This is a genomic window from Acidobacteriota bacterium, from assembly GCA_020853395.1.
Taxonomy (GTDB): domain Bacteria; phylum Acidobacteriota; class Vicinamibacteria; order Vicinamibacterales; family SCN-69-37; genus JADYYY01.
In genome coordinates, this window is the sequence record JADYYY010000002.1 from 176614 (window position 1) to 189229 (window position 12616).

Sequence of the window (12616 nt, forward strand, 5' to 3'; positions counted from 1 at the left end):
CACCGCGATGTGCCGGCGTGGCCAGCCTGCCGCGGGCACGCTGGCGAGGAGACGTTTGCCTCCCGGCAGACGGCAGGCCAGGCCCACGACAGCGCGGAGCCTCCGCCGCGCATCATCGCTCGAAGCTCGAGATGGGCCGCCCCGCGACGGCGGCGATGCGCACAAGACCGGGGCAACGCGCCGCCAGGCGCGGGTATACTGCTCGCTATCATGAAAGCTGCCCAAACGTTCGCGTCCGTCACTGGACGTCTGCGGCGTCGAGGCGTCGGCCCGCGCGCCTTGATCGTTCTGGCCGTGCTCGCCGCCGCGGTCGCGGTTCCGGTGGCGCAGACGCCCTTGGAACGCGCGCAGCAGGATAGCGAACGCGGCGACCGCATGTTCGCCGATGCGAAGTACCGCGAAGCGTTCGACGCCTACAGCAAAGCGGTCACGACGACCGATCGTCCGGCGGCGATTCGGGCGCTCAAAGGCATGATCAAGGCCGCGTTGCGGCTCTCCAGTTTCCGGCTCGCCCGGTCGCAGGCGGAGGTGCTCCGGGCATCGACGGGCGACGCCGAGTCGCTCACGCTCTACGGCGATGCGCTCTGGGCGGATGGGCTGTTCGACGAAGCCGAAGGCGCGTACGACACCGCGCTCGAGCGGTTCCCTTCGTCGTCGCGCGCGCACTTCGGCCTGGCACGATCGCTCGCGGCCCGCGGCCGGCTCGCCGAAGCGCTCGCGGAAGCGGAGCGTGCGATGGTGATGGATCCCGTCGACTCCGATCCCGTCGTGCTCGCCGGCGAGCTGTACGAGCGGCTGTACCGGTTCGACGATGCGGCGCGGATGTACGAGCGGTACGTGGCGATGCTGCCCAAGCGCCTTCGCAACGACAACAACGTCGCGGCGATGAAGATCAAGCTCCTGCGGAGCTTCGACGGCCGCGTGCCGGCGCGGATCGACGACGAAGCGACGGCCCCGCTCCACACGGTGCCGTTCACGCTCAAGAACAAGAAGATCATCCTGCGGGGCACCTTGAACGGCAAACAGGTCGAGATGGTGCTCGACACCGGCGCCGAGCGAACGGCCATCACCCGCGCGATGGCGAACCGCACGAACATCCATGGCATCGCCGAGACGATGATCACGGGCGTCGGCGCGCCCGGCGTGCGGCGGTTGTCGGTGGCGCGCGTCGACGCGCTGACGTTCGGCACCCTCACCGTGCGCGACTTCCCGGTGTCGATTCGCAAGGACAACATGCCGGGCGTACCCGACTGGCAGAACGAGACGTTCTCGCCGATGTCGCTCGGCCTGTCGATGGTGATCGACTACCGCCGCCAGGAGGTCACCTTCGGCCGGCGGCTGCCGGACGACTCGGCGGAGTTCACGCTGCCGATGCGCGTCTATCGTCTCCCCATGATCCGCGGGATGCTCAACGACAAGCAGCCGGCCTACTTCATCGTGGACACCGGCGGCGAGCTGATGTCGATCAGCACCGATGTCGCGACAGCGCTCGCGATGGCGCCGCGCCGCAAGATCCCGTTGAAGGTCTGGGGTGTGACCGGTCTGGATCGCGACGCGTTCCTGCTGCCCGGCGTGGACCTGGACTTCCAGGACATCGCGTATCGCCAGCAGGGCGTCGCCGTGTTGAACCTGCGCGCCCCGAGCGTGCTGCTCGGGTTCCAGGTCGGCGGCATCCTCGGGCACCGCTTCCTCAGCGGCTATCGCGTCGCCATGGACATCCAGCGCGGCGAGCTCCGCCTGCAGCGGTCGAACTGACGCGTCGCGTGCGGAACGATGAGTCGCGGACCGGCTAGAGTTCGCAACGCGAATCTCACGCGCCGGTTCGTTCGCGCTTCCGGTACTTCATTGCCGACCAACGTCGTCGCCATTTACAGGGTGGCGAGGGCATCGTCTACACTGCTGCGAGTGACGCGCCGCCTCCGGACGAAGGCGCCGGACGCTTCGCGTTTCTCGTTTGGACTCCCCCTCCAGTCCACGTCGGGCCGCGTCGCGCGATGACGCGCGTCGATCGGTCGCGAGGATCTGGCCGGGGCACGGGTCTTGCTCTTTGCGTCGAGCGGCGTGCTCGAAGCTGCCCGAAAGCCGACAGGGGCGGGAAGGGACGGTATGAGCAACAAGCTCGTCAGACTCAGCAGGAAGGCGTGGTGGGCGTGCGCGATTCTCGTCTGGCTCGCCGCGCTCGTGAGCGTGCAGGCGGACGATCGGGCCCCACGAGGGCCGGAAAAGTCCGCAGCCGCCCAGAATCCTCCTCAGCAATCACCGGCCGCCGCCGGCCCCGACCAGTACGTGGGCAACGAGTCCTGTCTCGGCTGCCACGACGAGGCGCGTGAAGGGTACGAGCGCAGCCTGCATCACTTCGGCAACGATCGGCGCACTCCTGCAGCGGATCGTGGCTGCGAGACGTGCCATGGGCCGAACAGCCGGCACGCCGACGATCCGGACCACGTGCCGCCGACGCGGGATCTCAAGACGCTCCCGGCCGACGACCTCAACGCGATCTGCACCACGTGCCATAGCCGCGGCGAGCACGCGCTCTGGGACGGCAGCGAGCACGAGCGTCGCGACGTGGCGTGCACGGCCTGCCACAGCATGCACAGCGCCAAATCGGAAGAGGGCTTCCTCAAGGGACGGACCGAGATGGAGACCTGTGCCACCTGCCATCGCGACAAGGTCGCGCGGCAGGATCGGTCGGGGCACATGCCGCTGCGCGAGGGCAAGCTGGCGTGCTCGAGCTGCCACAACCCGCACGGGTCGACGAACGTGCGGCTGCTCCGCACGGGGGACTCGATCGCCGAGACCTGCACCTCCTGTCATGCCGACAAGCGCGGGCCGTTCCTGTACGAGCACGCGCCGAGCCGTGACGGCTGCGTCACCTGTCACGATCCGCACGGTTCGTCCAACGAACGGATGCTCGTCGTGAAGACGCCGATGCTGTGCCAGCGCTGCCACGTCGCGACGCGGCATCCAAGCACGATCTACGACCAGGCCCTCATCAACACCAGCGTGCGCGTCTACGCGCGATCGTGCGTCACCTGCCACGCGAACATTCACGGCTCGAATCACCCTGCCGGGCGATTCTTCATCCGGTGACGGGAGGTCGTATGCGCATCCGTGCTCTGCTCCTCACCATCCCGATCGCGCTCGTGCCCGCCGTTCTCGTGGCGCAGGCCCCCACCCAACCGCAGCCCGCGGCGCCGGCCGGGCCAAGCGCGCAGGCGCCCGGCGGCGCTGCCGCGGCGGCGGAGGAAGTCGACGAAGACGCCCTGCCGACGACGTACGGCACGGTCGACTTCGGCGTGCGAACGACGAGCCTGTCGGGTCCGGACCGTGGCGCGCGCTATGAGCGCTATCGCGATCTCGGCGATGGGCTCTTCCTCGACCGCGGCCGGTACAGCACGCAGCAACGCGGCTGGCTCGTCGATCTCGGCACCGACCACCTCGGGCGCAGCGATCAGCGGTTCACCGGCCGCATCGTCCGCCCGGGCCAGGTGAAGATCTGGGCCGGCTGGGATCAGATTCCCATGCTGATGAGCCGGACGACCCGGACGCTCTTCACGGCGAGCTCGCCGGCCGGCGTCCTCGAGATCCCGAACGAGATCCAGTCGGCCGTGCAGGCCCAGCCCGCGTCGCTCGCCGGATTCGTCCAGAACGCCAGGCAGTTCGATCTGAAGTCGCAGCGGCACATCTTCACCGGCGGCGGCCAGTACATCGCCACGAGCGGCATCACGATCACCGGCAACGTCCGCCAGATCAACCGCGACGGCGCCGTCCCGTTCGGCGGCTCGTTCGGCCACAGCCAGGTCGTCGAGACGCTGGCGCCGGTCAAGCACCAGACGACCGACTTCGACTCGAACGCCGAGTACCAGCGCGGCAGCCTGCTCGTGCGCGGCGGCTACACCGGATCGTGGTTCCGCAACGACGTGACGTCGCTCACGTTCGACAACCCGTTCCGCGTGACCGACATCTCGACGGCCGGCTCACGAGGACGGGCCGCGCTGGCGCCGAGCAACTCCTTCGTCGGCGTGAACGGGATGGTGTCGTACAAGCTGCCGCGGCGCTCCCGCGTCACCGCCACCCTCTCGGCCGGGAGCCTGACCGACTCCGGCGCCGCGTTGCTGCCGATGACCGTGAACACCACGCTCGCGACGGTCGCGCTCGCTCGGCCGACCACCGAAGGCAAGGCCAACACCTCGTCGGTCAACCTGGCGTTCACCTCGCGACCGACGCGCACGGTCGACGTGGACGTGCGGTACCGCACGTACGACTACGACAACCGCACGCCGGAATTCCTCGTGACGCAGCGCGTCGGGTTCGACTCGGGCATCTCGAGCGTCACGAATCCGGCGCTGCAGCTCACCGAGCCGTTCGGCGTGAAGCGCGAGACGTTCGACGCCGACGTCCGGCTGGTGCCGATTCGCGCCTTCTCCGCCGGCGTCGGGTTCTCGCATCAGCGCGAGGAGCGCACGCACCGCATCTTCGAGCGGACGGACGACAACACGATCCGCTTCTCGGTCGACTCGATCGGCAATCGGTGGGTGACGCTGCGGTCGAAGTACGAGCACTCGCAGAAGCGCGGCGAAGGCAACGTGGCCGAGATCGCCGCCGAGCTGCTCGCCATCGGCGAGCAGCCGGGCCTGCGGCACTTCGACATCGCGTCGCGCAATCGCGACCGGGGCACGATTCAGCTCGCGCTCACACCGCTCAGCACCATGTCGGTCAACGCGTCGGTGGCCGCCGGCAAGGACGACTACCTCGAGAGCCTGTTCGGCCTCCGCGACAACAGCCATCGGGTGTACACGACCGGTGTCGACTTCGCGCCGTCGGAGTACGTCACGGCAGGCCTGTCGTATTCGTTCGAGCAGTACAAGTCGCTGTCCCGATCGCGGCAGGCGAACCCGGGGGTGCAGTTCGACGACCCGTCGCGCAACTGGGCCACGAACACGACGGACCGGGCACACTCGGTCATCGCGCATCTCGAGCTGCTGCAACTGGTGCAGAATCTCGACGTGCAGGTGTGGGCCGACCACAGCCGGACCCGCGGGCTCTATCGCTACACGACCGGGGCCGTCGTCGATCGGACGCTGCCGGAAGAGGTGGTCGTGCCGACGTCGCTCCCCGATCCGACGCAGCTTCCCCCGGTCACGAGCGGCCTGACGCGAGGTACTATCGATGTGACGTACGCGCTCTCGGAGCGATGGAGCGTGGGGCTGTCCACCTGGTACGAGCGGTATCGCGTGCGGGATTTCAGTCTCGACGCGGAAGCGCTGTCGCGGCTCGATCCGGCAGGCGCCCTCTTGCTCGGCTACCAGTACCTGCCCTACACCGCGACGACCCTCTGGGGGCGCGCCATCTACAAGTTCTGACGGAGGAGCGAACGACATGACGCGAACACTGGGAGCAGTTGCGGTGGCCGTGGCCCTGACCGGCGGCACGGTCTTCGGCCAGGCGCCCGATCCGAAGCTCGTCGATCAGGGCAAGAAGCTGTACGCCACGTACAAGTGCGACAAGTGCCACATGATCGGCGGCAAGGGCAGCAAGAAGGGCCCGCTCGACGGCGTCGGCGCCAAGCTCTCTCCCACGGAGATCCGGCAGTGGCTCACGCATCCAGCCGAGATGGAGGCGAAGCTCGAGAAGCCGCCCAAGGGCACCGACTCGATGGCCAACGCGCTGAAGACGAAGAACATCGAGCCGGCCGAAGTCGACGCGCTGGTCGCCTACCTGCGCACGTTGACGAAGAAGTAGCGGCCAGACGAGGACGCGATGACGCCAGACGACGCCCGAGACTCGGTGCCGAGGCTCGCCCGCAATCCGGTCTCGATCGCCGGCGCGTGGCTCACGACGCTGAGCGTCATCGCGTTCTGCGCCTACGTGGCGCTCGAGCAGTTCGGCCTGCTGGCGTCGCCCTACGCCGGGCTGTTCGGCTTCGTGTTCGCTCCGGCGTGCTTTCTCTTCGGTCTGCTGCTGATCCCGATTGGCATCGGGATCGAAGGACGCCGCCGGCGCCGCGGGCGCGCCGCCTGGCGATGGCCCGCGATCGATCTTTCGGACGCCCGCACGCGCACGGTGCTCGTGGCGATCGCAGGATTGACGATCATCAATCTCGCCATCGTGTCGGTGGCGGGCGTCGGTCTCGTCCACTACTCCGAGTCCAACGAGTTCTGCGGGGGACTCTGCCACGTGCCCATGGAGCCCGAGGCCACCGCGCACGAGCAGAACGCCCACTCGCGGGTGGACTGCGTCGCGTGCCACGTCGGCCCCGGCGTGAGCGGCGCCGTGACGGCGAAGATGAACGGCACCAGGCAGCTCTGGGGCGTGATCACCGGCAACTATCACCGGCCCATCCCGTCGCCGCGCGAGCGGATGCCGGTGCCTGGCCAGACCTGCAACCGTTGTCATGCGCCCGTGGCGCCGGACCGCACCGTGCAGCGCGTCTTCCGCGAGCACAAAGACAACGAGACCAGCAGCGAGATCACCACCACGCTCCTGATGTACACGGGCAAGAACCACTGGCACGCCAGGCCGGACGTCGTCGTCGAGTTCGCCGCTGAAGCCGACGACCTGAAGACCATTCCGTACGTCAAGGTCACCGAGAACGGCAAGGTGACCGAGTACTTCGCGGAGGGCGTCACGGCGCCCCCGCAGGGTCGGCCGCTCGTCCGCATGGACTGCGTCGACTGCCACAACAGGCCGGCACACACGCTGGCCCAGACGCCGGCCCAGGTCGTCGACCAGGCGATCGTGCGCCGCGAGATCGACACGGCCCTGCCGTTCGCCCGGAGCGAGATGGTCGAGGCGCTCGGCGCGGAGTACCCCGCCGGCACGGACGCGAGGCAGGCCATCGCCGCCAGGCTCACCGAGAAGTTCGGCACGAGCCCCGCGGCGAAGCAGGCGGTGGCGGTGGCGATCCGGCTCTACTCCGAGCACGTGTTCCCTCGCATGAACGTCACGTGGGACACGTACACGAACCAGCTCTTCCACATCGACGACACGGGCTGCTTCCGCTGTCATACCGACGAGCACAAGACGAAGGACGCCGAGCCCAAGGTGGTGCGACAGGATTGCGATCTCTGCCATCTCGAGCAGTAGCGGGCGCACGCATCGCCGCACGCGCGCCTCGCAGAGGCCGCATGGTCACCGGGCGTAGGGAACGTCGTTCGCGCGCCCTATGCACGCCGTAATCGGAGGCCTCGGCAAGTCCGGGACGACGGCCCTCTTCTACGCGGTTCGTGCAGGCATGCCGCCCGGCACGCGCTATCTCTTCGAGCCGACGACGTATCGTCCGACATCGGCCACGCACGTGCTGGCCAAGATCCTCGCGCAGCGCGGCGTGAACTGGCGCTCGTTTCGTGGCTTCGACCGCAAGGTCGTCATCCTCAGGGATCCTCGCGACCAGCTCGTCAGCTTCGTGCTGTACGCCGTGTACAACCACCCGAGGCCGCTGACCGACGCGGAGGCCACCTCCCTGCTCGATCTGCTGGCGCAGAAGGAGCGGGACGGCCGGAGCGTGCCGTTTCGGCGCATCTCCGAGGCGGTCGAGCGCATCACCCGCGCGGACCATCGCGCCGTGCTCGGCGAGCGGTACGCCCTCTGTTGCCGTCATCTCGAGGAGGACCCCGGCTTCTTCAGGGTCCGCTACGACGACTTCCTGGCGGGCCGCACCGAGGCCCTCGCCGACTACCTCGGTGTCTCCGTCGCCCATCGAGTCACGGTGCCGCCCTCGCTCCGGCGCGTGGAACGCACGAAGGGCACGGGCGACTGGCGCAACTGGTTCACGCCGGAAGACGTCGCGCACTTCCGCCCGGACCTTGCCGGCGTGATGCGGACGTTCGGGTTCGAGGATGCCTGGGACCTGCCCGGCACGCCCGCCGTGTCGCCGCAACACGGCAGCGACTATCTCCGGCGCTTGATCGACGCCCAACGAGAGCGCACGCGGTGGTCGTCCCGCTGGAAGCGCGGCATGGCGAGGCTCGCGCGATGGGCGCAGGACCGGATCGTCAGCTCGTAGCAGGCGCGGCCGCGTCCCGCGCACGTTCGGCAAGGCTCCGCCGTTGCTCTTCGGCCAGCGCCTTGAGCGCGGCATGCCGGTACATGTCCGACAGCGTCGGGTAGTTGTACGGCATCTCCGCGATGTCGTGAGCCGACGCCCCTGACCTCAGAAACGCCTCGCCGATGTGCACGAGCTCGCTCGCGCCGCTCCCCACGAGGTGCGTGCCGGCCAGCTTGAGCGCCGGCCGCTCGAAGATCAGCTTGAGCATGCCGCCCGATTCTCCGAGGATCTGCCCGCGCGGGTTCTTCTCGTACTGAGCCCGGCCGATGACGTGGTCGGTCCCGTTCGCGATCATCGCTTCCTCCGTCTCCCCGATGTAGGCCACTTCGGGGATCGAGTAGATCGCGAACGGCAGCACCTTGCTGCGGCCCTTTGGCCCGGGAATGCCGAGCGCGTGCCGCATGGCCTGCCGTCCCTGCTCCATCGAGGTGCTGGCGAGCGCCGGGTAGCCGATTACGTCTCCGACGGCGTAGATGTGCGGGTGCGTGGTCTGGTAGTGCTCGTTCACCGTCAGCAGCCCGTACTTGCCCGGCACGATGCCCAACGTGCCAAGGCCCAGGTCGTTCGTATTGCCGTCACGGCCGACGCAGTACAGCAGCACGTCCGCCTCGAGCTCGCGGCCGGACTGGGTCGAACACCGCACGCGCGGGGGTGTGCCGCCGATCCGATCGATGCGCGCGTAGCGATCCGACGAGATGAACGTGATGCCGAGCCGTTGCAGCTCGGTCGTCAGCGCGCCGACGATCTCGCGGTCGAGGTATGGCAGCAGCCGATCGCGCGTATCGACGAGCGTGACCGCGATGCCCAGCGCCGCGAAGATGCTCGCGTACTCGACGCCGACCACGCCCGCGCCGAGAACCGTCATCGTCCTCGGCATGCGCGGCAGGTGCAAGATGGTTTCGGAGTCGAACACGGTCTCGCCGTCGAACGGCACGTCGTCGGGCCGGTTCGGACGGGAGCCGGTCGCGATGACGAAGACACCGGCGGTGACCGAGCGCGTCTCGGCGCCGCCCGGCGGCGTGACGGCGATGGCGCCGGGACCGGCGAACCGGCCATGGCCCTTGATCACCTCGACGCCGTATCGCCGGAGCGATTCGTTGATCGACTCGAGCTCCTGCTGCACGACGGTGCGCTCGCGGAACATGAAGTCCGCCACCGTCAGCTCGGGCCCGACGTCGTAGCGGATGCCGTGAAGCCGGTGCCTCGTGAGCTGATAGAAGAAGACTGCGCTCTCACGAAGGGTCTTGGACGGCAAGGTGCCCCAGTTGACCCGGTTTCCGCCGACGGCGTGCGCACGCTCGATCACGGCGACGCGCTTCTGCGCCCGCGCCGCCTGGATGGCGGCTCTCTCTCCCGCCGGCCCGCACCCGAGCACGACGACGTCGTAGTGCGACATCGATGGTCCCTCGCGCCCTGCATTGTATCGGGCTCTGGCGATCGCCTGGCGCAGTACAATCGCCGCGCCCACGATGATGCGCCGGTCTCTCGCCGCGTCGCTTCTCGCCGTCGCGTGTCCAGCGCTCGCGCTGCTGGCCGTCGGCCAGCCGCCCGCTCGCGCGCAAGCCGCGTCCTTCACGCTGGTCGCCGAATTCGCCGCGCCGGAGGCAGGACAGGGCGTCGCGGTCGATCGCGATTCGTTCTACGCGGTGGACAGCCGCGCGATCGCGAGGTACGACAAGCGGACGGGGACCCGCCGCGCGCGCTGGCAGGAAGAAGCCGACGGGCCGATCACGCACTTGGACGGCGCGGTCGTTCTGGATGGGCGGCTGTATGCGGCCCACTCGAACTACCCGCAGTGGCCGATGACGAGCTCGCTCGAGATCTGGGACGCGGCCAGCCTGGCCCACATCGGAAGCCGTAGTTTCGGCATCAACTGGGGCTCGCTCACCTGGGCCGACTTCCACGACGGTGCCTGGTGGATGACGTTCGCGAACTACGATCAGCCGGTCGGGCCCGACGGCGCGCCGTACGGCCGCACGGCGGCGACGCAGTTGATCAAGTTCACGTCCGACTTCCGCATGCTCGAAGGCTGGGTCCTGCCGAAGGCCGTGCTGAGCCGTCTCGGCGTGATGAGCAATTCGGGGGGCTCGTGGGGTCCGGACGGGTGGCTCTACCTGACGGGTCACGATCCGGCGGAGGTCTACCGGATGCGCCTGCCCAAGGCCGGCTCCGTGCTCGAGCTGGCGGACATCGTGCCGCTGCCGATTCGCGGACAGGGACTGGCCTGGGATCGCACGTCGCCCGGCGTGTTGTACACGACGTTCCGGGCGACCGCGGAGGAGCGCCGCGCGGGAGGCGGCAACAAGGTCCGCGTGTTTCGAATGACGAAGGCCGCGCCGGGTTCCTGACGCGACGCTGTACCCAGGCTCGCCGTACGGCTGAAACCCAGGGCGCTTGGACCCACATCGGGGCCGATGAACGACAACGGCCCGATCGACGACGTCGAATCAGGCCCGTGTTTATTGGTCGGGATGCCGAGATTCGAACTCGGGACCCCTTGACCCCCAGTCAAGTGCGCTACCAGGCTGCGCTACATCCCGACCCACGAACCCATTGATCTTATCCCACGCGTGGACGGATCGCATCCGACGTCGGGCACATCGGGCTCATCGGCGCGACACCTTGGCCTTCGCTGTTCGGCTGGCAGGCTTGGCTTTCGCGTGAGGTCTGACCCGCCCGCGCTCAGCGGAGCGCGCCGGCCGGGGTTCGCTGGCATCCGGCGCATCGCCGGCGAGCCCGGCACCGCCGGACAGCACGTTCAGCATCCAGTGCAGATCGCGGCGCACCTGCTGCAGTTCCTGCCGGAGCGCTTCGTCGGCGAGCGCCGACATGTCGGCGTCGGCGTCGGGCGCCGCCTGCGGCAGCAGCCCTTCCTCGGCCATGCGGCGGCGCGCGCCGGCGAGCGTCAGCCCGTCCACGAACAGCAGCCGCTTGATGAGCAGGACGCGTTCGACGTCGCCGCGTCGATAGAGACGCGGCCCCTGGGACGTCTTCGACACGCCGAGGTCGGGGAACTCGGCTTCCCAGGTGCGCAACACGTACGGCTGCAGCCCGGCGAGCTCGCAAACTTCCTGCGCTCTGAAGACCGGTCGGTTCGGAATCTCGACGCCGTCCACGTGCGCGGCCGAGTATAACAAGCCGGACTACGCCTTCGTGCGGGTTCTGCGGCGGACTTTCAGCCGGATCGGCGTCCCGACGAAGCCGAAGGCCTCCCTGAGCTGGTTGACGAGGAAGCGTTCGTACGAGAAATGGAACTCCGTGGCGACGTTCGTGAAGAGCACGAACGTCGGCGGTTCGGTGCCCGTCTGCGCGCCGTAGAGGATGCGCACTTCCCTGCTGCCCTTGCTCGTCGGAGGGTGCGCCGTGGTGACGGTCTCGAGGAACCGGTTCAGGTCGGCCGTCGAGACGCGCCGTTTTCGGGCCTCCGCCACCTCGTCGACGAGCTCCATGAGCCGCGGCGTGTGCTCGCCGGTCAGCGCCGAGATGTGCACGATCGGCGCGTACTCGAGGAACTTCAACTGGAACCGCAGCCGGTCGTCGAAGGCGCGCACCCAGTCCTGCCCGCGGCCTCGCACGAGGTCCCACTTGTTGACGGCGATGACGATCCCGCAACCGGCCGCTTCGGCCTCGCCCGCGATGGCACCGTCACGATCGCTCGCCCCTTCGGTCGCGTCGATGACGAGCACGACGACGTCGGCCGCCGCCATGGCGCGCCTGGAGAGCACGACGCTGACCGCCTCGACCTGACCGGCAGCGGCCACGCGCCCTGGGCGGCGGATGCCCGCCGTGTCGAGCACGCGGAACTGACGTTTCCGCCAGCGCAGCACCGACTCGACGGCGTCCCTGGTCGTGCCGGGCAGGTCGCTGACCATCATCCGCTGTTCGCGCAGCAGGCGGTTCACGAGCGATGACTTGCCAACGTTCGGACGGCCGACGATGGCGATCGCCGTGTCGTCGGGCGCCGCCTCGGCGGCATGCCGGGACGCCGCCGGGAGGCGGCTTCCGACCTCATCGAGCAGTTCGTACACGCCGTGGCCGTGCTCGGCGGAGATCTCGAACGCCGGCTCGAATCCCATCCGGTAGAAGTCGACCACGTTCCCCTGCGAGCGCCGGTCGTCGGTCTTGTTGATCGCCAGGAGCACCGGCTTACCTTCCGCACGCAGCCGGCGGGCGATCTCCTCGTCGCCCGGTACGAGGCCCTCGCGCGCATCGAGCACGAAGACGACCAGGTCCGCCGCAGCCAGCGCCTTGAGACCGTGCTCGACGACCTGGTCGTGAAGCGGGTCGGTGGTCGCACCGAACAGCCCGCCGGTGTCGACGAGCGTGAACGGACGGTCCTTCCAGGCGGCCGCCGCTTCGATGACGTCCCGCGTCGTGCCCGCGACCGGCGCCACGATCGAGCGGCGCCTGCCGGTAATCCGGTTGAAGAGCGTAGATTTGCCGACGTTCGGTCGGCCGACCAGCACCACGCTGGGGCCCTGCGGGCGGCGCGCCATCGCCCGCAGTGTACGCCACAAGCGAGAGGGGCGCGACTTGACAGGCTAAGTATGTTTCTTTATCGTCACTTAC

Annotated in this window: 10 protein-coding genes and 1 tRNA gene; 7 read left to right on the forward strand and 4 right to left on the reverse strand. The window is 68.7% G+C overall.

The features are described 5' to 3' along the window. The first annotated feature begins 210 nt into the window (after window positions 1-210). The 6 genes from IT184_01335 to IT184_01360 all read left to right on the forward strand — a co-directional run bounded on the left by IT184_01335 (window position 211) and on the right by IT184_01360 (window position 8005). On the forward strand, window positions 211-1755 hold the full coding sequence (locus tag IT184_01335) for an aspartyl protease family protein (protein MCC7007438.1): 1545 nt from the start codon (window positions 211-213) through the stop codon (window positions 1753-1755). A 351-nt stretch (window positions 1756-2106) separates the two neighbouring features. After that, window positions 2107-3090, forward strand: coding sequence for a DmsE family decaheme c-type cytochrome (locus IT184_01340; GenBank protein MCC7007439.1), 984 nt, complete (start codon window positions 2107-2109; stop codon window positions 3088-3090). A gap of 11 nt (window positions 3091-3101) precedes the next feature. Then, window positions 3102-5363 (forward strand): MtrB/PioB family outer membrane beta-barrel protein, encoded by a 2262-nt coding sequence (locus tag IT184_01345; GenBank protein ID MCC7007440.1) that lies wholly within the window; start codon window positions 3102-3104, stop codon window positions 5361-5363. 16 nt (window positions 5364-5379) lie between these two features. Then, window positions 5380-5742 carry a cytochrome c gene (locus tag IT184_01350; protein ID MCC7007441.1) on the forward strand — a complete coding sequence of 121 codons (363 nt, stop codon included), beginning with the start codon at window positions 5380-5382 and terminating at the stop codon, window positions 5740-5742. A gap of 18 nt (window positions 5743-5760) precedes the next feature. Then, on the forward strand, window positions 5761-7086 hold the full coding sequence (locus tag IT184_01355; protein MCC7007442.1) for a NapC/NirT family cytochrome c: 1326 nt from the start codon (window positions 5761-5763) through the stop codon (window positions 7084-7086). A gap of 79 nt (window positions 7087-7165) precedes the next feature. Then, on the forward strand, window positions 7166-8005 hold the full coding sequence (locus IT184_01360) for a hypothetical protein (protein ID MCC7007443.1): 840 nt from the start codon (window positions 7166-7168) through the stop codon (window positions 8003-8005). On the opposite strand, the gene sthA is transcribed toward IT184_01360, so the two are convergent. Continuing rightward, complete coding sequence (gene sthA, locus IT184_01365; GenBank protein MCC7007444.1) at window positions 7995-9443, reverse strand: Si-specific NAD(P)(+) transhydrogenase; 1449 nt, start codon at window positions 9441-9443, stop codon at window positions 7995-7997. The genes IT184_01360 and sthA overlap by 11 nt on opposite strands. A 73-nt stretch (window positions 9444-9516) precedes the next feature. On the opposite strand from sthA, the gene IT184_01370 reads away from it, so the two are divergent. Continuing rightward, window positions 9517-10395, forward strand: a complete 879-nt coding sequence (locus tag IT184_01370) for a cycloisomerase (protein ID MCC7007445.1) — start codon at window positions 9517-9519, stop codon at window positions 10393-10395. Window positions 10396-10510: 115 nt separating this feature from the next. Here the strand turns inward: IT184_01370 and IT184_01375 are convergent. The 3 genes from IT184_01375 to der form a co-directional block, all read right to left on the reverse strand. Next, window positions 10511-10587 (reverse strand) — tRNA-Pro (locus IT184_01375). Window positions 10588-10653: 66 nt separating this feature from the next. Continuing rightward, entirely contained in the window at window positions 10654-11163 is a 510-nt protein-coding gene (locus IT184_01380) for a MerR family transcriptional regulator (GenBank protein ID MCC7007446.1), read from the reverse strand. Window positions 11164-11190: 27 nt separating this feature from the next. Beyond that, window positions 11191-12543: a ribosome biogenesis GTPase Der gene (der, locus tag IT184_01385; protein ID MCC7007447.1), complete on the reverse strand. Its 1353-nt coding sequence runs from the start codon at window positions 12541-12543 to the stop codon at window positions 11191-11193. Between the last annotated feature and the right edge of the window lie 73 nt (window positions 12544-12616).

What these genes read in the sequence shown, in the direction of transcription:
- IT184_01335 (MCC7007438.1), top strand. Translation starts at nt 211, where the DNA reads ATGAAAGCTGCCCAAACGTTCGCGTCCGTCACTGGACGTCTGCGGCGT.
- IT184_01340 (MCC7007439.1), top strand. Translation starts at nt 2,107, where the DNA reads ATGAGCAACAAGCTCGTCAGACTCAGCAGGAAGGCGTGGTGGGCGTGC.
- IT184_01345 (MCC7007440.1), top strand. Translation starts at nt 3,102, where the DNA reads ATGCGCATCCGTGCTCTGCTCCTCACCATCCCGATCGCGCTCGTGCCC.
- IT184_01350 (MCC7007441.1), top strand. Translation starts at nt 5,380, where the DNA reads ATGACGCGAACACTGGGAGCAGTTGCGGTGGCCGTGGCCCTGACCGGC.
- IT184_01355 (MCC7007442.1), top strand. Translation starts at nt 5,761, where the DNA reads ATGACGCCAGACGACGCCCGAGACTCGGTGCCGAGGCTCGCCCGCAAT.
- IT184_01360 (MCC7007443.1), top strand. Translation starts at nt 7,166, where the DNA reads ATGCACGCCGTAATCGGAGGCCTCGGCAAGTCCGGGACGACGGCCCTC.
- sthA (MCC7007444.1), bottom strand. Translation starts at nt 9,443, where the DNA reads ATGTCGCACTACGACGTCGTCGTGCTCGGGTGCGGGCCGGCGGGAGAG.
- IT184_01370 (MCC7007445.1), top strand. Translation starts at nt 9,517, where the DNA reads ATGATGCGCCGGTCTCTCGCCGCGTCGCTTCTCGCCGTCGCGTGTCCA.
- der (MCC7007447.1), bottom strand. Translation starts at nt 12,543, where the DNA reads ATGGCGCGCCGCCCGCAGGGCCCCAGCGTGGTGCTGGTCGGCCGACCG.